Origin of the sequence: Chlorogloeopsis sp. ULAP02 (genome assembly GCF_038404745.2) — a bacterium.
Taxonomy (GTDB): Bacteria; Cyanobacteriota; Cyanobacteriia; order Cyanobacteriales; family Nostocaceae; genus Chlorogloeopsis.
The window spans coordinates 21,563-42,854 of the sequence record NZ_JAYKTT020000069.1 but is presented as its reverse complement, the minus strand read 5'-3'; the positions used below and the strand labels follow the sequence as shown (position 1 = coordinate 42,854).

The window sequence follows — 21,292 nt, the reverse complement described above, 5'->3', positions numbered from 1 at the left end:
GTTATGTAAAGAGCAGTTCAAATAATTAAGGTTTAGTTATTAGCAAACTAAAGCTGACTAATAACTAATAGTGACTAAAAAAATAGTCAGTGAAGTTATTTTTGGGGGAACAATGGAATCTCGTCCTTCTACTAATTTGCCACCCATTGCTACAGAATATAACGGCAAAGATCGCAATGCTTTTCTGTTCGGCTGGAATCCTCAAGCTGAGTTGTGGAATGGCCGTTTAGCAATGATTGGTTTTCTTGCTTATTTGCTGTGGGATTTGTCTGGTTACAGCGTCCTGCGTGATGTTTTGCACCTAATTGGTTATTAAATAGCTTTTTTCGGTTAAGCGTGAGGAAATTACACTCTTAACTCACATACATACACAATTAATTGTGCTTGGGTTGATCAATACGAACTAGATTCTGGAGACAAAAGAATGCAATCTAAAGAAACTCGTCCTTCTACTGATATACCACCAGTTGCTCAAGCTTACAACGGGGTTGACCGCAATGCTTTTCTGTTTGGCTTGAATCCTCAAGCTGAGTTGTGGAATGGCCGTTTAGCAATGATTGGTTTTCTGGCTTATTTACTGTGGGATTTAGCTGGTTATAGCGTTCTGCGGGACGTATTGCACATTGTTGGTTACTAACCCTCAGTGAATGTAAAACAGTTGATTTTGAAGGAGAAAAACAATGCAATCTAACGAGACTCGTCCTTCTACTGATATACCACCAGTAGCAAAAGCATATAACGGTGTTGATCGTAATGCGTTTATCTTTGGCTTTAATCCCCAAGCCGAGTTATGGAACGGGCGTTTAGCAATGATTGGCTTTCTAGCTTATTTGCTATGGGATTTAGCTGGTTACAGTGTTTTGCGTGACGTATTGCACTTAGTTGGGTATTAATTCTTAAATAACAAGTGAGGAGTGGCGAGTTAGATATCAAAATATTGACTCGCCACTCCTCACTTTCGTTACCAGGTTCAACTTAATAACGAGGAAAAGAGGAACTCCTTCTCACTTTTTATAGTTCTTTAAGTAGGTGGGCATAACTGAACATAAAATATTTATCGCCAGAAACTTTTCCCTACTGCCGTCTACCTCCTGCCTTCTATTTAGATTAAGCAATCGTATATCCAGCGTTGGCGATCGCATCCTTGATTACTGTTTCTGGTACATTAGTTTCTATTAACACGATTTTGGTTTTAGTGTCTGCTTGTACAGTAGCGCTAATATCTATAGTTTGAACCACTTTAGTAATAGTGTCAGCACAAGCAGAACAAGCTAGGTCAGGTACTTTTAGTTGTAGTGTCATAAGCTGAAATAATTTATCTGTTGCAGATTTAATTTTTAGCATTGTAGTTTTAAAATAATCATAAAATATCCACTTAACTGGAGAGTCAAGGACAAATTCATAATTTTAGTAGGGTACTTAAGACAAAGTCCGGAACGCACCAAAGTATTTTGAAGGTGTTACGCTTCGCTAACACACCTACTGGAAAGAGATGCGATTTTTAAGTAAGTCAACATCAATCAACTAAAAACACAGATCCCCAAATTTTCTAAAAAGTCGAGGATTTTACAGGGTGCAAAGCCTCTACACTTTTGGTTTTTGTAGACGGAACCAAAAGGAGGAACCCCCTTGCGGACGTGGTGAATAATGAATTTCGCCACCCCAGCGTTCTAAAGTAATGCGGCAAAAATAAAGTCCAAGACCAATCCTACCTGATTTACTTTTACCTTGGGAAAACTTTTCAAATAAAGTCTCAACCATTTGTGGAGGTACACCGCTTCCTTCATCATCTACTCTCACGAGAATATACTCACCATCTTGTTGTAAATCAATAATGACTACAGATTCTGGGGGACTATAGCGAAAGGCATTTTCTACTAAATTAGCAATTACTCTGTCCAGACGTGATTTGTCACCAACAACTCTCCAATCTGCTGTTTGATCAATATTAGGAGCAAGTCGCAACTGCATTTTATGAAGAGCAAAAGTGGGAGTTAATAGTTGAATAACCTCTTGGGTACAGGTGAGTACATCTGGCGCTTGCTCGGCATCAACTGTAAAAGAATCTAGTGAATCTACCTCAGCAGAAAATGCATCCAATATTTCCCGAATTAGCATTTCTTGTTTAACAGTCTGTATTCTACCAATTTCTAAATGTTCTCTTCCTTTTGAAGTTAAGTTTTCAAAATCTAATAGTGCTAGACAGCAGTTTATTGCACTTAATTGTCCAGCTATATCATGTATAATACAGTGAATTAAAATTTCTTTTTTTTGATTTTCTTTTAATAAATATTGATAATCTAATGTGTTTTCTCTAGCTTTTTGAATAAGATTTTGTTTCTCTTCGTATTCTTCATCTAATAACTCAATCAAAAGTATTTTTTGGTTAGTTACAGAAAGTGCAGTGGCTTCAAAATGATACTCTTGATTAAATAAATCTTGCTGATGCCATATACCTGATTTTAATTTTTTATTATTATTTTTTACCCATACTTCTTCAGCATCAATTAAAAAATTTTCTAAAAAAGGAAAATCTTCTTGGGGTATTAGTACTTCCATTTCTGGATGAACAGGACGACGACAAAATTGTTGCAACCATTCTGGGGGAGTTCCAGTAAGTTTAAAACGCCCAGGATGTATCTGCTCTAATACCAGAATGTTTAAAGTAGCAAAAAGATTTGATGCGATCAAGTCACTCATAATTTCTCAGCACCGTAATACTTTAGTCCATACTAAAAATTATTGATTTAGTACTCTCGTTACTTTTTCTTGATTTAAAACGAAATCATTGACTTGTTGTTGAATAATCGAGAGCTGCATTTCATCCAAAGTTGCATCTAAAAGTAAAACCCAATCTCCTTCTTCTGAAGGGAAAATATGTACATCTGCACAAATTCCATCTTCAGTTTTCATACGTGGTAAAAATAACGGAAAATCATCAAGTGGGAGCAGCCCTTCTAGAAAAAAAATCTGTTGTCCAATATCTTCACCTTTTTGAAGGTTAAAGATACCGTATGCTGATAGCTTTCCACCCCATGAGGATAAACAACCATCTTTTTTTACTAAAAGATAAGCAAGAGAACGAGTCTCTATCATTAAATTAATAAGATAATCATTGACAGATGCAGGGACATCTTGCATTTATCCCTCCAATATTTTATGAGCAAGATTTTGAAAAACTTCTTCTACACCTAAACCCGTTTTGGCACTAGTTTTAATTACATTCCAACCTTGTTGGAATATTTTTTCAATTTCGGTATCTGTAATTTCCCATTCATTTGTTAAATCCCATTTATTAAGTACAAGAATAAAAGGCACTTTTCCGATAGCATCTTCTACTCTTTTTTGCAAATCGAAAGCTTTTTCTAAGGTATTTTTTCTAGTTCCATCTACTACTAATAAATAGCCAGATGAACCCCGTAAGTATGATATTTTTACCTTTTGAAATTCATCTTCTCCATATAAATCCCATAAAATAAAGTTTATATTTTTATCTTGAATATTTATGAGTTTTTTATCAATTTTTACACCAACAGTAGTTTGATATTTTTCTGAAAAAATACTGTGAACAAACCTTGATACTAAACTAGTTTTACCTGTAGCAAATGCACCTACCATGCAAATTTTTTTCTGGAGCATAGTGGATAAACCTTCATTTACGAGTATCAGCCAAGATTATATTAAATGATACCCTGGGTCGAACTTGTTTATCCTGTTGTGTAAATCCTTGTTTAAAAGGTTGACTAGAACCCACACCTACAGCAGTCAAATTGCTTGTATTTATTCCTTGCGAGATCAGATAAGATAATATTTTATTAGCTCTGTCTTGACTAAGTATTATATTTCTTGATTCTATGCCAGTAGTGTTGGCGTGTCCTATAATTTCAATACGTACACTCTTACCTAAATATTTAGCAGTATCTAAAAGTTTTTGTATTTCTTTGACTAAGTTTGTAAGTTTATTATTTTCACCTGGTATAAATTCTATAGCACCTTCTACAAAAAAGAGCATTTTTTGTTCAATCTGCTTTTTTTGTGATTCCAAATCACTGAGTTCTAACTCAACTAAATTTTTATCTACATATTGGGTAACACCTGGAATAAAGCGCCACAATTTTCTTGTTGAGATAATCCAGTTGCGGGGTGCAGTTCCAGTGGCATAAAGAATGCCATTTGCATCTAAGTTTAAAGAAACGGTTTTTGGTACTTGCAGAAATTCTTCAGCTCTTTTTTTGATAAATGGAGCTTCAAAGGAAAGATAAGGTTCCCATTTAGCGATCGCTTGTTTCGGGTTCAGTTTTACTTGTTTCATCAACATTTGGGGATCTGCTGCTAATGGATCGCGCATTCCAGTGATGAAATATTTTCCATGTCGCTTCTGTGCTTTGATCACGACTATTCCTGGCTGAGAGTTGAGTTTTTGCAAATATGCATTCCAACGTAGTTGTTCTCTAATTGTAAAAAAACCCAAAATTCCCAGGGCGATCACACTTGTAGCCAACACACTCCATACATAAGTATAATTTTTTTTGACTGGAGATTTATATCGAGATGACAAGCAAACTTGAAGATAAGGTTTGCTAGCTGCAAATGGCTCAGTCTCCCCTTCAAAAGTATTAAGTTCTTTGCTTAACCTAAAATGAATTTTTTCTAGTACTTCTTGAAAAACTAATCTTAATTCTTGAGGAGCATTTCCCCGAATAATTCCTGCTAACATAGCTTGTGGCCCTTCTTCAACCCAAATAAATAGTTCTCCAAACTCTAAACTTTGCAAAGTTTCACTTTTTTTTACATTAAAAGAATCTTTGATAAAATCTTGGATAGCTGTTAACATTGCGGAAATTAAATCTGGATCTTGAGCCATTACCAATGGTGCAATGGTATGTTGCAGTAGCAATCCAGTTTTTTTGTGGATTAAAAAAACCTGTTCTACTCGATAAATCAGCGTGCGTAGCAGTACAACTTCAGCGAATGATTTACCTGTTTGTCGCGCTTCTAATCTCCATTTAAAACTTTGTGGTGACAAACTATGTTCTAGAGTTTGATTCAAAGATTGAATCATCTCATCTAAAGCTGTGGCGATCGCCTTACGAGTAGCTGGCCCTATAATAGGGAAAAATGCTTCAGAAAGAACATTTAAGTCTTTTTTTACTGAAGATTGAATAGCTTGCTCAACTGTAGGCACCATTGCTTCCGCCAGCAGTTTATCTTTTATTGTTCGTAATATCACAGCTTCTGGGAGTAAGCTACTGATATCTTCTGCCTGAATTTGTGGGTTATTTAATCGCTCGTATAGTTTTTGTAATTGTGTTGGCTCTACGCCTAAAAGCAAACTGCGGAGTTCGCTTAGTTCATCACTAGATATGTCATCATAGTTATTTGCAAAGTTCTGGTGACTACTCCCACCATTAGAGAATTCGGGAGACTTTGGTGCAAATTCGTTTTTAGAATAGTCAGTCATTACTAATAATCCCCCAGAATGAAGAGGACACAGGGACAAGGGGAGATCCACGCACGCCGCTGGCTCTTCTCCTTGTTCTCATTTCTCTTTGCGTCTTCTTCGCCACTCTCGTCCTTTTCCAATAACTTTTCAAAATTTATGCTTTGGAGTTTAGCCGCATTGCTAGTTCTGTAAACATAGCTGCAAGAGCAGAGCGATCGGTTTTTTCTGCACGAATTTCTTGGGCTTCCCGTTGTAGGAGTGCCAATATTTCTTCGTACTTTTGTCGGATGTCATCGTGTAATGTTTGAGATTGATTAAGAATTTGTTGACGTAACTCCCGCGCTCTTGTGGTAGTTTGTTCCTCAAATTGAGCTAGTTTTTTGTCTACAGAAGCAGTGAGATTTTTTTGTTCTTCACTTAATGCGTTCAGTGCTTCATCACGTTTTACTTGCTCGCCTGTTAGTTGTTCTGCTAATGCTTCAATTTCTGTTTTAATATAGTTCTCCAGGGAGTCTAACCGTTTTTTTGTTTCATCTCGCAAGTTTCCACATTCTTTAACAAGTCGGTCTTCTATACGCGTAAATCTTTTTTCAAATTCTTGTATTTGGTTACCAAAAAGAATAGATCTAACTTTATCTAAACTGGTGCTTTCACCAAAATGATTATTACTAAATGTTGTTGGATATTTTTCCTGTGCTGATAGTCCTGAGGAGGTGTCTGTAAAGTTATTATGATGTTCTTCTTCTGGCAAATTCATAAATTTAATCCTTGGTAAACTTAAATTGATTTTATGTATTTTTTGTTATTTATTAGCAAGGTTGAGTGTAAAGCGGTAGGTTTGGAACTTTAGTTAAGATAATACTCTTACTAATTTGTGATTTTCTTCTTAAATAGTATCGAATCCTAGCACTTTAGATCTATCGGTTTATCACTCTCTTGGTAGAATTATTGAATCAAATAGTAAATTGTATCTATCATAAGATAGAAATACATTTAAAAAATGAAAATTATTCCGGCACTGCAAAAAAGTGAGTTCGACGGATTGATTGCGTTTCAAAAGGTGCTCGTCTGTAATAGAAGCAAAAATAAGCAAGGTGTCTGCGCAAAGTCTATTGTTTGAGCTCGCCTCTATGTAATCGAGATTTTCTGAGATATAAACATATTTTGTTCGTGATGGGAGAAATGGCAGCAAGTACCAAATTTATCCATCAATCACAGGATAGAAGCATATTAAATCGAGAATGCATCCTTTGTGAAGTGATTGAAATTGTGAGCGCGTTTCATGAAAGACTAATGCAGTGTCGAGGATTTACGAAACAGGACTTGAGGAACTTAAAAATATTGATATTTTCTAATGACAACTGCTAAATGTATAGACTTGACGAATGAAGGGCATACTGAACAAGTTGCAGTCCAATAATTACAGTTAGTTTGAATTTTGCCACACTTTGCTGACTGTAAATTATTGAGCTATAGAATCCATTCTGCTGCCCTTTCGCCCAAATCTAGAGGAATACTAACAGCCTTACCAAGGCGTGGGCGCTCTCGTGTTTCCCTAATAGATTTTTGTACTTGAGTTGTTCCGCCCAAGTAATTTAGATAATTGGCGATACTATCTAGATGTTCTTGGTATTCTGCCTCACTGAGGGGAAAAGAAGCTTGCTCCAAGTATTTCCACATAATTTGTACAAATATTTTGCCCTGTGTCCGGCGTAGCTGGACATCATAAGAGCGTCCCCACTTTTCAAGCAGCAACTGGCGTAATTCCTGTCCGGTCATAGCTGTTCTCAATTATATTTTACATTTGGTGATGATGTTAAGTTCGGTAACTCAAGTATGATAGGAATATAAAGAAATGTAATGCTATATAGATGTAAAGATGCGAGACATTTCTTTGAAGAGATAATCTGGCATCTTCAACAGAGGCATGGGCATCTCGCCTCAGACAAGAGTTTCTCAGATACTAGAACTCAAGTCAAAAAAAGTTAACAAAATACCCAAGAACGCGTAGATTATGGCTCAATTTTCGGAATCAATGGACGTACCCGATATGGGGCGTCGTCAGTTCATGAATCTTCTCACTTTTGGGACTGTCACCGGAGTAGCCCTGGGGGCGTTGTATCCTGTTGTCAAATATTTCATTCCTCCTTCTGCTGGTGGAGTCGGTGGTGGTACAACTGCAAAAGACGAACTGGGTAACAATGTTAGCGTCAGCAAGTTTTTAGACAGCCATAATGTGGGCGATCGCGTTCTGGTTCAGGGACTTAAGGGCGATCCTACCTATATTGTGGTAGACAGCAAAGAGGCGATTCGCGATTACGGTATTAACGCTGTTTGCACCCACTTAGGTTGTGTTGTACCTTGGAACGCTGCTGAGAATAAGTTTAAATGCCCCTGTCATGGCTCCCAATACGATGAGACAGGTAAAGTAGTTAGAGGCCCAGCGCCGCTTTCTTTAGCTTTGTCTCACGCAACAACACAAGACGACAATATTGTCCTCACCCCTTGGACTGAAACCGACTTCCGTACTGGTGAAGAACCCTGGTGGGCTTAAATCAGTGAACAGTGAACAGTGAACAGTGAAAAAATTGATAACTGGTAACTGATAACTGTTAACAACTCTCTAATATTATTTGACGTTGCTCCTAGATTTTTAGTCCTTAAGAGATGAGAAATTCTTCTACAACAGCGAGATTAAATCGCACTGCTAGAGCAATTGTAAAAACATTGCTCGTAGCGATCGCTACGATGACATTTTTCTTCACTAGCGATGTAGCCCTTCCCCAGTCTGCGGCAGCTTATCCGTTTTGGGCGCAGCAAACCTATCCAGAAACACCCCGCGAACCGACTGGAAGGATTGTGTGTGCTAACTGTCACCTAGCAGCAAAGCCTGCTGAGGTAGAAGTTCCTCAATCAGTTTTGCCTGACACGGTATTTAAAGCCGTGGTAAAAATTCCCTACGATACCAAAGTGCAGCAAGTAGGTGCTGATGGCTCCAAAGTTGGCTTGAATGTTGGTGCTGTGTTAATGCTGCCAGAAGGCTTCAAGATTGCTCCTGAGGATCGCATTCCTGAGGAACTCAAGGAAGAGGTTGGTGATGTTTATTTCCAACCCTACAAAGAAGGACAAGACAACGTCCTGCTTGTAGGGCCTATTCCTGGTGAGCAGTATCAAGAAATAGTCTTCCCAGTTCTTTCTCCCAGCCCCGCCACCGACAAGAACATTCACTTCGGCAAATATGCTGTTCACTTAGGTGCGAACCGGGGACGCGGACAAGTTTATCCTACTGGTGAGAAGAGCAACAACGGTGTTTTTACCGCTTCTGCTGCTGGCACAATTACTAAGATTGCCAAAGAAGAAGACGAATACGGTAACGCCAAATATCAAGTCAGTATCCAAAGTGACTCCGGGGAAACAGTTGTTGATACAATTCCAGCTGGCCCAGAGTTGATTGTTTCTGAAGGACAAGCAGTTAAGGCTGGCGACGCATTGACTAACAACCCCAATGTTGGTGGGTTTGGTCAAGATGATACGGAAATTGTGCTACAAGATCCTAACAGAGTTGTATGGATGATCGCATTCGTCTGTTTAGTGATGTTAGCTCAAGTGATGCTGATTCTGAAGAAGAAGCAAGTCGAGAAAGTCCAAGAAGCCGAGATGAATTTCTAAATTTTCGTCAGAATTATTAACTAATTTTGCGACAGGTATATTGCCTGTCTTTTTTTATTATTGGACTTAGTGTTATAACTTATATTATAATAGCATGCCAAACTGTCAGGAATAATTTATATGGCTGGCAAAATTTATCCAATAGCTCATGCCAAGATAGGTACTCAAGACGGCTTTCGCTTACCGAGGGCATTTTCTAAAGACTACCCTCATTTAGTTAATCAGTCTGGTTACATTGAAGTATTATCTGACAATACGTTCTTAGTTCGGTTAAATACGGAAGAGACTGAGGACGCAGATGAAGCTGAATCGCTAATGATGAGTTTATTCCTTGACTTTTTAATGAAGGATGCAATTCAAAATCCTTCTAAGCTAGTTCCTTATACACAGGAAATGAGCGATGAAATGGATAATTTACTAGCTGATGTAGATTTGGATTCATGAGTTCATTTACTTGCAATGAATGGACAATCTTTTTCTATCCATTGTTCAATAAGCAATGGGTAGAATTATCTAATCGTGTTTATATTTTAAAAACAAAGCTAGCTAAAGAAGAATTTATTAAACATCCAGATGTTAAGTTATTAAAGGCATTGGATATAGGAATAAAAGAAAAAATTCCTCAAGATCCTTTTGCTTCTCACTTTGTTTTACAAAAGCCTTTACAAAAGTATGGTCGTCTTAAAAAAATGAAACTACCTGAGCGTTATCGGCTTTTGTTTAGAGCATTCATACAAAAAAAAGTTATTATTATTCTTTGGTTAGGATTTCCTAGAAAAGAAGGAGATAAAAGCGATTGTTATCAAGTTTTTTATAAAAGAGTTACTAATGGTGATTTCCCTGAAAGTTTAGATGAACTGATTGCTGAATGTGAAGTAGAAGATTATGATGAAGAAAAACAAGATTAACTAGAGTGAATGTTAATTGCTATAAAATTATTTATAAATCTGATTTTATTCTGTCAAAATTAAAATTTTTATCAGGAGAATTTAAATGCAAAAACTATTAATATTCATATTAATCATATTCTTGCTGTTAACAAGTATTGTTGCCCCAAGTGCTAGTGCCGCAGATACAGCGAATGGCGCACAAATTTTTAGTATTCATTGTGTTGGTTGTCATATCAATGGCGGTAACATCATCAGAAGGGGTAAGACATTAAAAGCAAAAGCACTTAAGAAAAATGGTATGGATTCAATTGAAGCGATCGCATCCATCGTTACTCATGGTAAAAATAATATGTCAGCTTACAAAGACCGTCTGACTGCACAAGAAATTCAAGATGTTTCTACTTACGTTTTAGAACAAGCCCAAAAAGGCTGGCACTAAACAATTAAAAATGGTTTTACCGACAACAAGTTACCTACAATTCACTCCTGATTTAAACATTTGCCGGATATTAAACGGAATGTGGCAGGTTTCTGGCGGACATGGGCGCATAGATCCTAAAGCCGCAATTCAGTCTATGTTCAAATATGTTGATGCAGGTTTTACTACTTGGGATTTAGCAGATCATTATGGTTCCGCCGAAGATTTGATTGGTGAATTTCGCCGTCAACTTTTTGCCACCCGTGGCGAAGAAGCTTTATCTAACATTCAAGCCTTCACAAAATGGGTGCCTCGTCCCGGTAAAATGACTAGAAAAATTGTCGAGGAAAATATCAATATCTCTCTGAGAAGAATGGATGTTGAATCCTTAGATTTAATGCAATTTCACTGGTGGGAATATCGAGATAACAACTACTTAGATGCCCTCAAATATATGGCAGAACTCCAATCAGAGGGTAAAATCAAGCATTTAGCTTTGACAAATTTCGATACCGAACATTTGGAAATTATTATTAAAGCAGGTATTAATATAGTTTCTAACCAAGTGCAATTTTCTCTGGTTGATCGCCGTCCAGAAGTTAACATGATTCAGTTTTGTCAGCAACACAATATCAAGCTTTTTACTTACGGTACCCTATGCGGCGGTTTTTTGTCAGAAAAGTACTTGGGCAAACCCGAACCACGAGGCTTTGATTTGGCTACCGTGAGTCTGAGAAAATATAAGAATATGATTGATGCTTGGGGTGGTTGGGGATTATTTCAACAGTTGCTTTCTACCCTCAAACAAATAGCAGATAAATATGGAGTCAGTATATCCAATGTTGCAGTGGGTTACATTTTAGATAAACCTGCTGTAGGTGGTGTAATTATTGGTGCCAGACTTGGCATATCTGAACATCTAGAAGATAACGCCAAAGTATTTGATTTGACTCTAGATACTGAAGATTTGCAGTTGATAGATAGTGTATCTAGCCAATCACGGGATTTGTATCAGTTAATCGGCGACTGTGGTGATGAATATCGTCGATGACAGATGATTGCTCACCCTCCCAGGAGGAGCGATCGCATCTCTGGGTTGATTAGCTTAAGTCTCCATCATCAGAAACTTAGTGTTTAGGCACCTAAACTATCTAAAATTTTGTTGAATTGGTAAACTGAATTTTCTAGCTCATCTGTTTTTCTTCCTTTAGGAAAAGGTTGAAAGCATGAGTTAATTCCATCTCTTACTTCTGCTTCACAAGTGGTTAAGGGCAGTCCAAAATATAGTTGTGCTGCTGCAAGTTGTGCCTGTTCTTCGTACAATTCTTTAATATCAGAGCTATTATGCATTTTTTTTCCCCAATGGCTATAGAGTTTTTACCAACCTAGTTGGGTGAAATGAGCTATTATTCGGCTAATTATCTCATTTTCAGATATAGAAAGAGTTCACTATGTAGTCTACTACACCAATTTTTGTTATCCTTGGTAATCTTCCCAAGTTAATTTTTCTTTACTATGAGTAGCAAAGAAACTGCCGAGTATTATGTATGGGGTAACAACAGCAATGGTGATTTCTCAGCCTCCCAGTCACGGCGATCGGATCCTGGGCGATCGTGTTGAACCTATTGACTAATGGGATGTTTATAGTTTAATGGAGACCAGACCAGGATACACTTTAGCTCGTGCTATGATGTGGATATTATTATAATTTTTAAACTTAAACAGTAAGTAAAAAATCCAGGTAATCCTATGCCAAGGCTTATAAGAAAGACAACGCAAGGTTATAAGCATCAAGTGAAATCTGTTCATAATAGGTTGCATCGGATTGTAAGTGTTAAACGTGCTCCGTCAGTAAGAAATTTTGTTCGTGTTCGTGCTTTTGTGTTTGAGTTACGAGATTTTAAGGCAGTTACTTCGAGAAGAAAGACAAATCAATTCTCTGACAATCACAAATTAGTGTTGCCGTTGTCAGAGCGTGACAGTAAGTATTTTATTTCAGTAATGCAAAACCCTCCTGAACCTTCTGACGGCTTGCTTTCACTCTTCGAGTAAGCTTATACTTCAGTACAGAAATATGTGTGCTGGAGTATACTCTCTTGTGGATTTGGATATTTGCTCCATAGATTCTGCAGGTTTTAGTCGTAGTAGCCTCAAGAAAATTTCATTTGATTGTGGTAATCAAGAATTAAATGAATACCTGAAAAAGTACGCACTAATCAATGATAGAAATGGAGTAGCAAAGGTATTTTTAGCTGTTCCAAAAAACAGTCAAGTGATATTGGGCTACTATACTTCCAGTGCCAGTGTGATTTCAACACAAACTATACCTGACGAATTAAGGGGAAGTTTTCCAAAAGAAACTCCTGCTTTGTTAATTGGTAGGATAGCAGTAGAACAATCAATGCAAGGAAAAGGTATTGGAAAGAGGCTTTTAAGACACGCTTTTGAATGTGCAATTGATATTTCTCAGAAAACTGGGGTATATGCTGTTAGAGTTGACGCAAAAAATGAACAAATAAAAGAATATTACAAAAGAAAATTTGGCTTTCTAGAGTTCCAAGATGCACCTCTATCGCTATTTATTCCTCTTGCAACAATCAAAAAAGCACTGGATGCAAGCAAGAATAAAAACGCTAAGTAATCAGCATCTAGCTAACTTCTCAAAAACAAGCTGAAGATTTGGGAAATTTTTTTATGTTGAGGCGAGCTTGTTTATTTCACATTAGGCGATCGGTTTCCCGTCGTAGTTAGGGTGAGGTTATGAGAGATGAACAAGCAGTTAAAATATTTTGCATTTGTCACTTTTACCCATTCGTAATCAGTGTCAACCCTTCTTAAATTGGCGAAGATATTGTAATGAACTACTAACACATTAATTCGTGCTTCACATTTCGTAGTTACCCTTCACCCAGTTACATAATTCTTGATACTGTATAAATTCACTGGGTTGTTGAGGATGATTCATCCTTTTTCAAACATCACATCTACCGTAGTTTTTATGCAAAAGTATTCAGTGATGAAAGTATAAAGGGCTACTGAATAATCCTCGGAACTCCACAGACTACACGAAAACCGTCGCCGGTGCAGGAGTTGGCGCGTTTGTTGTAGTCGCGAAACCCACAACGGCAGTTAGCAGGATTGTTGCTCCAAGAACCGCCCCGCATATAGTTATCGCTGGCTAGACTATTCTGTATGGAGATACTTGGAGCGGAGCGTGTTCAGCACGAAAAAGGCGATATCCACATAGCTGTAGAAACCTGTTTAAGTCATCGAATAGATACCTTTGATTTTTGTGACTTTTTCAATCTGCGATCGCCAAATGCACCAGCAGATTAATAGTCTTGTTGCCAGTATCAACTAGGGGAGTTGATTAAATGTAAAATAGCAACTTTTAGAAAGTAGATGGAAACAGCTTTTTACCTTCTGCCGTCTGCCCTCTGACTTGAAAGAGGGTGTAAGGGTGTAAGGGTGTGGGGTGTAGGGGAAAAATTTTTTATACCAATGCCCAATGCCCAATGCCTATTTTCATACCTGGCGGTGAAACTTGTTTCATTGGGACTGCCTTCTACTTACTTCCATTTGCCGACACTACTGGCGGATAATGCTGCAACACTTGCTTCAAATACTGCCCAGTATAAGACTGAGAATTTGCTGCCACTTCTTCTGGCGTACCGATGGCAATTACTTCTCCACCTTTATCGCCACCTTCTGGCCCCAAATCTATCACCCAGTCGGCACAACGAATCACATCTAAATTATGTTCAATTACCAAAATTGAATTACCTTTATCTACCAATCTTTGCAACACATCTAATAATTTGTGGACATCATAAAAAGATAAACCTGTTGTTGGTTCATCAATTAAATAAAGTGTTTTTCCTGTGGCGCGGCGTGATAATTCTGTTGCTAATTTCACTCGCTGCGCTTCTCCACCAGATAAAGTAGTTGCGGGTTGTCCTAAGTGAATGTAACCCAATCCGACATCTACTAAAGTTTGCAAACGAGTGACAGCTTTGGGAATGTTTTGGAAAAATTCCAAAGCTTCTTCAACAGTCATATTGAGAACGTCAGCAATAGATTTATCTTTATACTTCACCTGCAAAGTTTCGCGGTTATATCTCGCACCTTTGCAAACTTCGCACTGCACATAAACATCAGGCAGAAAATTCATTTCAATGACGTTTACACCTTGCCCGCTACAAGCTTCACAACGCCCACCTTTGACATTGAAAGAAAACTGTCCCGGTTTATAACCCCTAGCTTTCGCTTCAATGGTTGCAGAAAACACATCGCGAATCACATCAAAAACGCCTGTGTAAGTTGCGGGGTTAGAACGGGGTGTTCTACCAATGGGAGATTGATCAATGACAATTGCTTTATCAATAGTATTTAATCCCCTAATTCCATCCATTTCTTTAGGAAAGGGTACTCTGCGGAAAAGGTGATGTTGCAGTGCTGGATAAAGTAATTCGTTAATTAGAGTAGATTTACCAGAACCAGAAACACCAGTGACAGTGACGAGTTTGCCCAGTGGTATTTCTACATCGATATTTCTTAAATTATTGCGATGGGCATTTTTAATAACTAAACTTAGTCCATTTCCTTCTCTTCTTTGAGCAGGTGTTTGAATTACCTGCCGCCCCGATAAATATGCACCTGTCAATGATGCTTCAGCTTCAAGCAACGCCTTCAAATCACCTTGGGCAATAATATTTCCACCACGAATGCCTGCACCAGGGCCAATATCAACTATATAATCGGCAGCACGAATTGTTTCTTCATCATGCTCCACCACAATTAAGGTATTGCCCAAATCGCGCAATTTGGTTAAAGTTCGCAGCAAGCGCCCATTATCTCGTTGATGCAAGCCAATACTTGGTTCATCTAAAACATACAAAACTCCAGTCAAGCCAGAGCCAATCTGAGTTGCCAAGCGAATGCGCTGCGCCTCACCACCTGAAAGCGTCATTGCCGGACGATCTAATGTCAAATAATTCAATCCCACATCTAAGAGAAACTGCAACCTAGCTCTAATCTCCCTCAATACCAAATCGGCAATGCGATAGGCACGATCGCTTAACTTTAAATTATCAATCCTCTCCCGACACTGGGCGATCGATACCCCTGTCAAATCTAAAATTCGATACTGTCCCAATCGTACTGCCAAGGCTTCTGGTTTCAGTCGTTTGCCATTACACACCGGACATGGTTGATCAATCAAATACTGTTCTAATTTTTGCTTAACTAGCTCTGAACCACCCTCATATTGCCTTTGCAAAATTGGAATTACTCCTCGAAAAACCTGTTTTTTTTGCGTTTCTGAGGTGATTTCTTCTCCATGCAAAATTATCTGTCGCTGCTCCTGTGTCAGCTTATTCCAGGATGTCTGCAATTCAAATCCATAAGCTTGTGCCAAACTATAAAGCAATTCTAAGTAATAAGAATTATCTTTTTCTGACCAAGGTGCGATCGCTGCATATACTGGTGCTTCTGGATCGGGTACTACCAATTCCATAGAAAATCTTCTTAAACTACCAATACCATGACAATTAGGACAAGCACCATAGGGAGAATTAAACGAGAACAATCGCGGCGATAACTCTTCCATTACCGCGCCGTGTTCTGGGCAAGCAAAATTCTCTGAAAATATTAATTCTTGTTCGTTGGTGGATGATTGGCTGCTATCCGAAGTAGGTGTAAATAAAATTACTGCTATCCCTTCTGATAATTTCAAACAAGTAGTAAGTGAATCGACTAAACGCTCTTGAATACCGTCTTTTTTCACTAAACGGTCAATTACTACTTCAATAGTATGAGTAGTATTTTTGTCTAACTCAATTGAGTCTGATAATTCCCGCACCTCACCATCAATACGCACGCGGACAAAGCCACCAGATGCCAAACTCGATAACAACTTTTTATGAGTGCCTTTTTTACCCCGCACGACAGGCGCAAGAATTTGAAAGCGGGTACGATCGCCTAATTCCATAATTCGATCAACCATTTCATCAATAGTTTGTGGGGCAATACAGCGATCGCATATTGGACAATGAGGTTCACCCGCCCGCCCAAACAGTAAGCGCAAATAGTCGTAAATCTCTGTTACCGTCCCCACTGTAGAACGGGGGTTATGGGAAGTAGACTTTTGGTCGATGGAAATCGCCGGACTTAATCCTTCAATTGACTCTACATCGGGCTTGTCCATCTGACCTAAAAATTGGCGTGCATAAGCACTGAGGGATTCGACATAGCGGCGCTGTCCCTCGGCAAAGATAGTGTCAAAAGCTAAAGAAGATTTGCCCGAACCAGAAACACCTGTAAAGACGATCAAGCGATCGCGCGGTAAGTCCAAGTCAATATTTTTCAGGTTATGCTGCCTAGCACCCCGAATGCGGATAGTGTTTTGGTGATTTTGATGGGGATAGGGAAGATGCCCATTTATAGATGCAGCTAATTGAGTTTCTGACATATCGGCAGGCTAATCAATATAAGGCAGCACGTAACAGTCCTTAATAATACTACCGTTGTGATGGTAGAACAACAGTACTGTTATAGGTGTTAATTTCACTCCTATTTATAGAGCGATCGCCGTTTGTTTCACTCATTTTCTATTAGGCGAGGTGTAAAATCTGAGCGCCCAAAGACAGAAAGTAAAGTCTTTTGTTTTCTTTCCTTCTGCCTACCTACGCTCTTGCGCGCAGCGACTTGGTGCAAGTAGCCGTACCTACCCTACCCTGCGGGAACCCCTTTCGGGGAACGGGAACAGCTTCGCTGAACGGAAGCCGCTAGCTAACGCAACGCCTTACGGCGAACGCGTCTACCGCGTCTACTGCCCCCTGCCCTCTGCCTTAATTATTGAGAGTCTGGCTTGACTATTGACTAATGACCAAACCATTATTGTTAGGCTAGAAATAGCTGGCTAAGTACAGCAATTGCGATCTAAAAAAGAGGGGAAATCTATGCCACACACTATTGTTACAGAGGTTTGTGAAGGCGTTGCAGATTGTGTAGACGCTTGTCCCGTTGCTTGTATTCACCCAGGGCCAGGTAAAAATGTCAAGGGAACCGATTGGTTCTGGATTGACTTTGCCACCTGTATTGACTGTGGCATATGTCTCCAAGTTTGCCCAGTAGAAGGAGCGATCGTCCCAGAAGAAAGACCTGATTTGCAAAAAACGCCATCATAGTGTATTGGAGATAAAGAAAAGGGGAGGGGAACCCGCCTAAAGCGCAGCCCCCCCTACTAACCACTACCTACTAACCACTAACCAATGACTAATGACTATTTACTAGAAGTTCACAATGTTCATGCTGGATACATCAAAGATGTAGATATTTTGCAAGGTATAAATTTTTGCGTTCAACCCGGAGAATTGGTGACAGTAATTGGCCCCAATGGCGCTGGTAAATCAACCCTAGCAAAAACAATTTTTGGACTGTTAACACCCCATAAAGGCACGATTACCTTTAAAGGAGAGGATATCACCGGGTTAAAATCAAATTATATTGTTCAAAAGGGGATGTGCTATGTACCACAAATTTCTAATGTTTTCTCTTCACTGAGTGTTGAAGAAAACTTAGAAATGGGTGCTTTTGTCCGTAATGTCAATTTAAAACCACTGAAAGATAAAATATTTACCATGTTCCCCAGGCTTGCCGATCGCCGTCGTCAACGTGCTGGTACTCTTTCTGGAGGAGAACGGCAGATGCTGGCAATGGGTAAAGCTTTGATGTTAGAACCCAGCTTATTGCTTTTGGATGAACCTTCGGCTGCTTTGTCTCCGATTTTAGTCACTCAAGTATTTGAGCAAATTAAAGAAATTAACCGGGAAGGTACGGCGATCGTCTTGGTAGAGCAAAATGCTCGTAAAGCTTTAGAAATGGCACACCGGGGTTATGTACTAGAGTCGGGACGAGATGCAATCCAAGGCCCTGGTTTAGAATTGTTGAACGATCCCAAAGTGGGCGAATTATATTTAGGAGCTGGAAAGGCGCGTTAACTTAAGCATGAGAACTGCCAGATGAATTAGCAATGATACCAATCAAATTCAAGTTACTCAAAATGTCTGTAGCTTGAATCAACTGAGTTTGAGTTACTTTACCAATACGTGCCACCATCACGATGCTATTACAGAAGGTTGCTAAAATTCTGGCATCGACCATAGTCAGAATAGCAGGAGCATCTATCAACACAAGATCGTAGGTTTGCTCAAACAACTCTACCAATTCTTTCATTCGTCGAGAACTAAGTAACTTTACCGTATTTTCGGTGGTAGATCCAGCAGTCAAAACATCTATAGAGGGGTGAATGGGCTGGATATAATCCTCAAAGGAGGTATTTGCTTCATCGACTAATAACAGGGATAGTCCCCAATCATTAGAAAGTTCTAGGGTTTTGTGCAGACTTGGTTGGTGTAAGTTAGCATCAACTAACAGTACCCGTCGATGCATCCGAGCAGCACTCACCGCCAATTCCAAAGCTAAGGTTGTTTTGCCTTCTCCAGGTACTGCCGAAGTCACCATTAGAGACTTGAAGGAAAGAGGAGACTTGATGATTTGGATATTTTGATATGCCATATCCAGAGTTTGCTGGAAAGGCTTTTCGTCAAAAATCTCTGCTGCTTTGAATTCAGCTTTGGTTCGCCCCCACTTCCAAGGCAAGTGCCATCCCTGCCTGTAGTAAGAGAATGGTTTTAATTTTGGAACTGTAGCTAGTATTCGTAAATTGGTTAGTTTTTTTAATTCTTGGGAAGAATAAATAACTTTATTAGATAATCCTCCCATCAAGGCAGCGGCAAAACCTAAAATCGGTGCAGCGATCGCTCCTCCCACAAGAAATAACAATCTGTTGCTACCCACATCGATTCCCCGTTGGGGTTCTTCTAAAACTTGCAAGTCAAAGTTTGTTTGAGACATTTTCAGCCCCAAAGATTGTTGCGCCTGGGTAATTTGCTCAACTTGCTTGCGCTTAGTTTCTACCTCTGGCAGCAAGCGATTATACTCTGATATTAGTTTTGGATATTTACTCAACTCCGAGGAGATTTTTTGTTCTGACTCAACTAAACTCTTTTCATTGGCACGCAGCCCCTTGGTAGTTGTTTCTACTTCAATTAATTGTTGCGCTAACCTCAGTTCAACTTCTTTTAATTGCTCTTTTGTCAATAATGGTTGTCTTGCACTTTCTGGCACAGGTACATTTTCTGCAAGCGATCGCTTGAGTGCTTCCCAGTTAACTGACTGCCCTACTTTGGCATTTGTTCTGTCAATAGCTCGCAGTAGGGAAGCTTGTATGTTTTTATTTAATATTGGGAGTGATTGCTGAATCTCGTTTCTCAATAATTCAACTTGACTCTGGCGCTGTTCAATCAGTTTCTGTACAGCAGGAAAGTCATCTGTATAGCGTTGGCGCTCCTGTGTTAAAGCTAGTTCAGTTTTTTGAATGTCATCAATTAGCTCTTGAGAACGTAGGGATTGATTCAGGGGATAAGAAAATCCTGCGTTTTGAGAAGAAGACGCTAGCTCGTTCTCAATGTTTTTATGGCGAGCTTGTAAATCTTGCAGTTGAGCGCGAGTAGATTGTAGCTGTTTTTTAATATCTGCCAGCGATTCTAGCAGAAACTTACCTTGGATCTCAGGATCGAATACATTGTATGTTTTGCGAAACTTTTCTAACTTTTCCTCAGATACTTGCAATTGCCGTTTCATCGTCGGTAGACGATCATTAACTAAAGTCAGTACCTTACTAACTCTGTATTTTTGTTGCTCAGTATTATAGTCTCTAAATGCTTTTTGCAGAGCTTGTAATACTTTTTGGGCTTTCACTGGATCGCTACTTTCAAAGGAAAGCTCAAATACATGATCGTAAGTAGGATCAGTTCCTGTGTCTTGCTCTACTTCCTTTACAACTAAAGGTTTTCGATAAGGATTTTTACCTTTTATCTCTTCTACAGTAAGATTTGGATATTCAGCACGAAGTGAATTTATCGCTTTTTGGATAATTTTGGAACTGACTATTAACCTCATTTGAGGAGTGTAGTCAAAAGCTTCTAATTTAGGTTCAATTAAATTTTTCAGTACACTTTCTTGAGTATTAGTTAGCAGTTCTCTTTCATCAAAGCTGGAATTTACTAATAACTGCATAGAGCTTCGATAAACAGGTTTTGCACTGAAAGCCATGAAACTCGCAGCCGACATGACTACGCAGGAAACACTCAAAATCAAAAAGCGGCGTTGCCACAAAATTGAAGAGATTGTAGAGGCTTTAGAAATATTTCTAAAATTAACAACATCTTTTTGAGAGGTAATCATCAGCTTTCCTTGTTCAAGTTCAGTGTTAATCACTATTACAATCCTCTAAATCGAAACACTATTTCTTTACTAGAAAAATTCAATTAATTTGGTTATATTAATATTGTTTTTATTGAAAAATAGGCAAAACGCCATACTTAATCGTTACTACATCAAATCACCATATCTAAATCTAAATTTTATAAAACAACTAATAATTCATAGCTAAATGGCTCTGATGTAATCGCATATTTTAGTATTTACCAAATATCAACTTATCAATCAACTCTTATGCAACAAGTAAGTTGATATTTGCTAGCAGTTTTTGATGTATACACAGATATACGTTTAGCTTAGTTTTTCAACTATATCATCAGGATAAATTTGTTCATACAAAGCTAAAGTGCCAATTTGTAAATGTCAATGCTCTGTGTTAATCTTTAAGTTTTCTTACCAATAAAAATTAATAGACCTAAAAGTTAAATATTTAGGTTTTTATACATTATGATTTTGTACAACTTTTGTGTAATTTTTACTCAGTAATTATTATAGTTAATAGTAATAAGTGTCTATTTATACTGAAAT

At 38.5% G+C, this 21,292-nt stretch carries 23 protein-coding genes; 13 read left to right on the top strand and 10 right to left on the bottom strand.

The genetic code is table 11. The features are described 5' to 3' along the window. The first annotated feature begins 112 nt into the window (after positions 1–112). The 3 genes from U2718_RS23955 to U2718_RS23945 all read left to right on the top strand — a co-directional run bounded on the left by U2718_RS23955 (position 113) and on the right by U2718_RS23945 (position 893). Entirely contained in the window at positions 113–316 is a 204-nt protein-coding gene (locus U2718_RS23955; protein ID WP_341993493.1) for a chlorophyll a/b-binding protein, read from the top strand. Between the two features lie 108 nt (positions 317–424). Then, a complete protein-coding gene (locus U2718_RS23950) occupies positions 425–637 on the top strand; it encodes a chlorophyll a/b-binding protein (protein ID WP_289790027.1) in 213 nt (70 codons plus the stop codon). 43 nt (positions 638–680) lie between these two features. After that, positions 681–893 carry a chlorophyll a/b-binding protein gene (locus U2718_RS23945; protein WP_341993417.1) on the top strand — a complete coding sequence of 71 codons (213 nt, stop codon included), beginning with the start codon at positions 681–683 and terminating at the stop codon, positions 891–893. A gap of 214 nt (positions 894–1,107) precedes the next feature. Here U2718_RS23945 and U2718_RS23940 read toward each other — a convergent pair whose 3' ends face one another. The 7 genes from U2718_RS23940 to U2718_RS23910 form a co-directional block, all read right to left on the bottom strand. Continuing rightward, positions 1,108–1,302: a heavy-metal-associated domain-containing protein gene (locus U2718_RS23940; protein ID WP_341993416.1), complete on the bottom strand. Its 195-nt coding sequence runs from the start codon at positions 1,300–1,302 to the stop codon at positions 1,108–1,110. A gap of 282 nt (positions 1,303–1,584) precedes the next feature. After that, positions 1,585–2,700 carry a sensor histidine kinase gene (locus U2718_RS23935; protein WP_341993415.1) on the bottom strand — a complete coding sequence of 372 codons (1,116 nt, stop codon included), beginning with the start codon at positions 2,698–2,700 and terminating at the stop codon, positions 1,585–1,587. A 39-nt stretch (positions 2,701–2,739) separates the two neighbouring features. Further along, on the bottom strand, positions 2,740–3,141 hold the full coding sequence (locus U2718_RS23930; RefSeq protein ID WP_341993414.1) for a hypothetical protein: 402 nt from the start codon (positions 3,139–3,141) through the stop codon (positions 2,740–2,742). Then, positions 3,142–3,639, bottom strand: coding sequence for a Rab family GTPase (locus U2718_RS23925; protein WP_341993413.1), 498 nt, complete (start codon positions 3,637–3,639; stop codon positions 3,142–3,144). 13 nt (positions 3,640–3,652) lie between these two features. After that, a complete protein-coding gene (locus tag U2718_RS23920; RefSeq protein ID WP_341993411.1) occupies positions 3,653–5,461 on the bottom strand; it encodes an OmpA family protein in 1,809 nt (602 codons plus the stop codon). A 136-nt stretch (positions 5,462–5,597) separates the two neighbouring features. After that, positions 5,598–6,200: a hypothetical protein gene (locus tag U2718_RS23915; RefSeq protein ID WP_341993410.1), complete on the bottom strand. Its 603-nt coding sequence runs from the start codon at positions 6,198–6,200 to the stop codon at positions 5,598–5,600. A gap of 713 nt (positions 6,201–6,913) precedes the next feature. Further along, entirely contained in the window at positions 6,914–7,222 is a 309-nt protein-coding gene (locus U2718_RS23910) for a DUF3067 family protein (RefSeq protein WP_341993409.1), read from the bottom strand. 235 nt (positions 7,223–7,457) lie between these two features. Between U2718_RS23910 and petC the strand changes: the two genes are divergently transcribed. The 6 genes from petC to U2718_RS23880 all read left to right on the top strand — a co-directional run bounded on the left by petC (position 7,458) and on the right by U2718_RS23880 (position 11,471). Continuing rightward, positions 7,458–7,997 (top strand): cytochrome b6-f complex iron-sulfur subunit, encoded by a 540-nt coding sequence (gene petC / locus U2718_RS23905; protein WP_341993408.1) that lies wholly within the window; start codon positions 7,458–7,460, stop codon positions 7,995–7,997. Between the two features lie 113 nt (positions 7,998–8,110). Next, positions 8,111–9,112 (top strand): cytochrome f, encoded by a 1,002-nt coding sequence (gene petA / locus U2718_RS23900; RefSeq protein ID WP_341993407.1) that lies wholly within the window; start codon positions 8,111–8,113, stop codon positions 9,110–9,112. Between the two features lie 120 nt (positions 9,113–9,232). Beyond that, a complete protein-coding gene (locus U2718_RS23895) occupies positions 9,233–9,556 on the top strand; it encodes a hypothetical protein (protein ID WP_341993406.1) in 324 nt (107 codons plus the stop codon). Continuing rightward, positions 9,553–10,020 carry a type II toxin-antitoxin system YhaV family toxin gene (locus U2718_RS23890; RefSeq protein ID WP_341993405.1) on the top strand — a complete coding sequence of 156 codons (468 nt, stop codon included), beginning with the start codon at positions 9,553–9,555 and terminating at the stop codon, positions 10,018–10,020. Before U2718_RS23895 ends, U2718_RS23890 begins: the two co-directional genes overlap by 4 nt. A gap of 85 nt (positions 10,021–10,105) precedes the next feature. Next, positions 10,106–10,441 carry a cytochrome c6 PetJ gene (gene petJ / locus U2718_RS23885; RefSeq protein WP_341993404.1) on the top strand — a complete coding sequence of 112 codons (336 nt, stop codon included), beginning with the start codon at positions 10,106–10,108 and terminating at the stop codon, positions 10,439–10,441. A gap of 10 nt (positions 10,442–10,451) precedes the next feature. Next, the gene (locus tag U2718_RS23880) at positions 10,452–11,471 is read left to right on the top strand and encodes an aldo/keto reductase (RefSeq protein WP_341993403.1); all 1,020 of its coding nucleotides are present in this window, start codon (positions 10,452–10,454) and stop codon (positions 11,469–11,471) included. A gap of 83 nt (positions 11,472–11,554) precedes the next feature. On the opposite strand, the gene U2718_RS23875 is transcribed toward U2718_RS23880, so the two are convergent. Continuing rightward, positions 11,555–11,770: a hypothetical protein gene (locus U2718_RS23875; RefSeq protein WP_341993402.1), complete on the bottom strand. Its 216-nt coding sequence runs from the start codon at positions 11,768–11,770 to the stop codon at positions 11,555–11,557. Between the two features lie 748 nt (positions 11,771–12,518). Between U2718_RS23875 and U2718_RS23870 the strand changes: the two genes are divergently transcribed. Together U2718_RS23870 and U2718_RS23865 are read left to right on the top strand one after the other, a co-directional pair. After that, entirely contained in the window at positions 12,519–13,061 is a 543-nt protein-coding gene (locus U2718_RS23870; RefSeq protein WP_341993401.1) for a GNAT family N-acetyltransferase, read from the top strand. Positions 13,062–13,612: 551 nt separating this feature from the next. Further along, complete coding sequence (locus U2718_RS23865) at positions 13,613–13,756, top strand: hypothetical protein (protein WP_341993400.1); 144 nt, start codon at positions 13,613–13,615, stop codon at positions 13,754–13,756. A gap of 229 nt (positions 13,757–13,985) precedes the next feature. Here the strand turns inward: U2718_RS23865 and uvrA are convergent, their stop codons facing one another. Then, complete coding sequence (gene uvrA, locus U2718_RS23860; protein WP_341993399.1) at positions 13,986–16,889, bottom strand: excinuclease ABC subunit UvrA; 2,904 nt, start codon at positions 16,887–16,889, stop codon at positions 13,986–13,988. A 490-nt stretch (positions 16,890–17,379) separates the two neighbouring features. Between uvrA and U2718_RS23855 the strand changes: the two genes are divergently transcribed. Further along, positions 17,380–17,607: an indolepyruvate ferredoxin oxidoreductase subunit alpha gene (locus U2718_RS23855; protein WP_016874972.1), complete on the top strand. Its 228-nt coding sequence runs from the start codon at positions 17,380–17,382 to the stop codon at positions 17,605–17,607. 84 nt (positions 17,608–17,691) lie between these two features. Beyond that, the gene (locus tag U2718_RS23850; protein ID WP_341993398.1) at positions 17,692–18,420 is read left to right on the top strand and encodes an ABC transporter ATP-binding protein; all 729 of its coding nucleotides are present in this window, start codon (positions 17,692–17,694) and stop codon (positions 18,418–18,420) included. Position 18,421: 1 nt separating this feature from the next. On the opposite strand, the gene U2718_RS23845 is transcribed toward U2718_RS23850, so the two are convergent. Then, positions 18,422–20,761, bottom strand: a complete 2,340-nt coding sequence (locus U2718_RS23845; RefSeq protein WP_341993397.1) for a GumC family protein — start codon at positions 20,759–20,761, stop codon at positions 18,422–18,424. Positions 20,762–21,292: the final 531 nt, after the last annotated feature.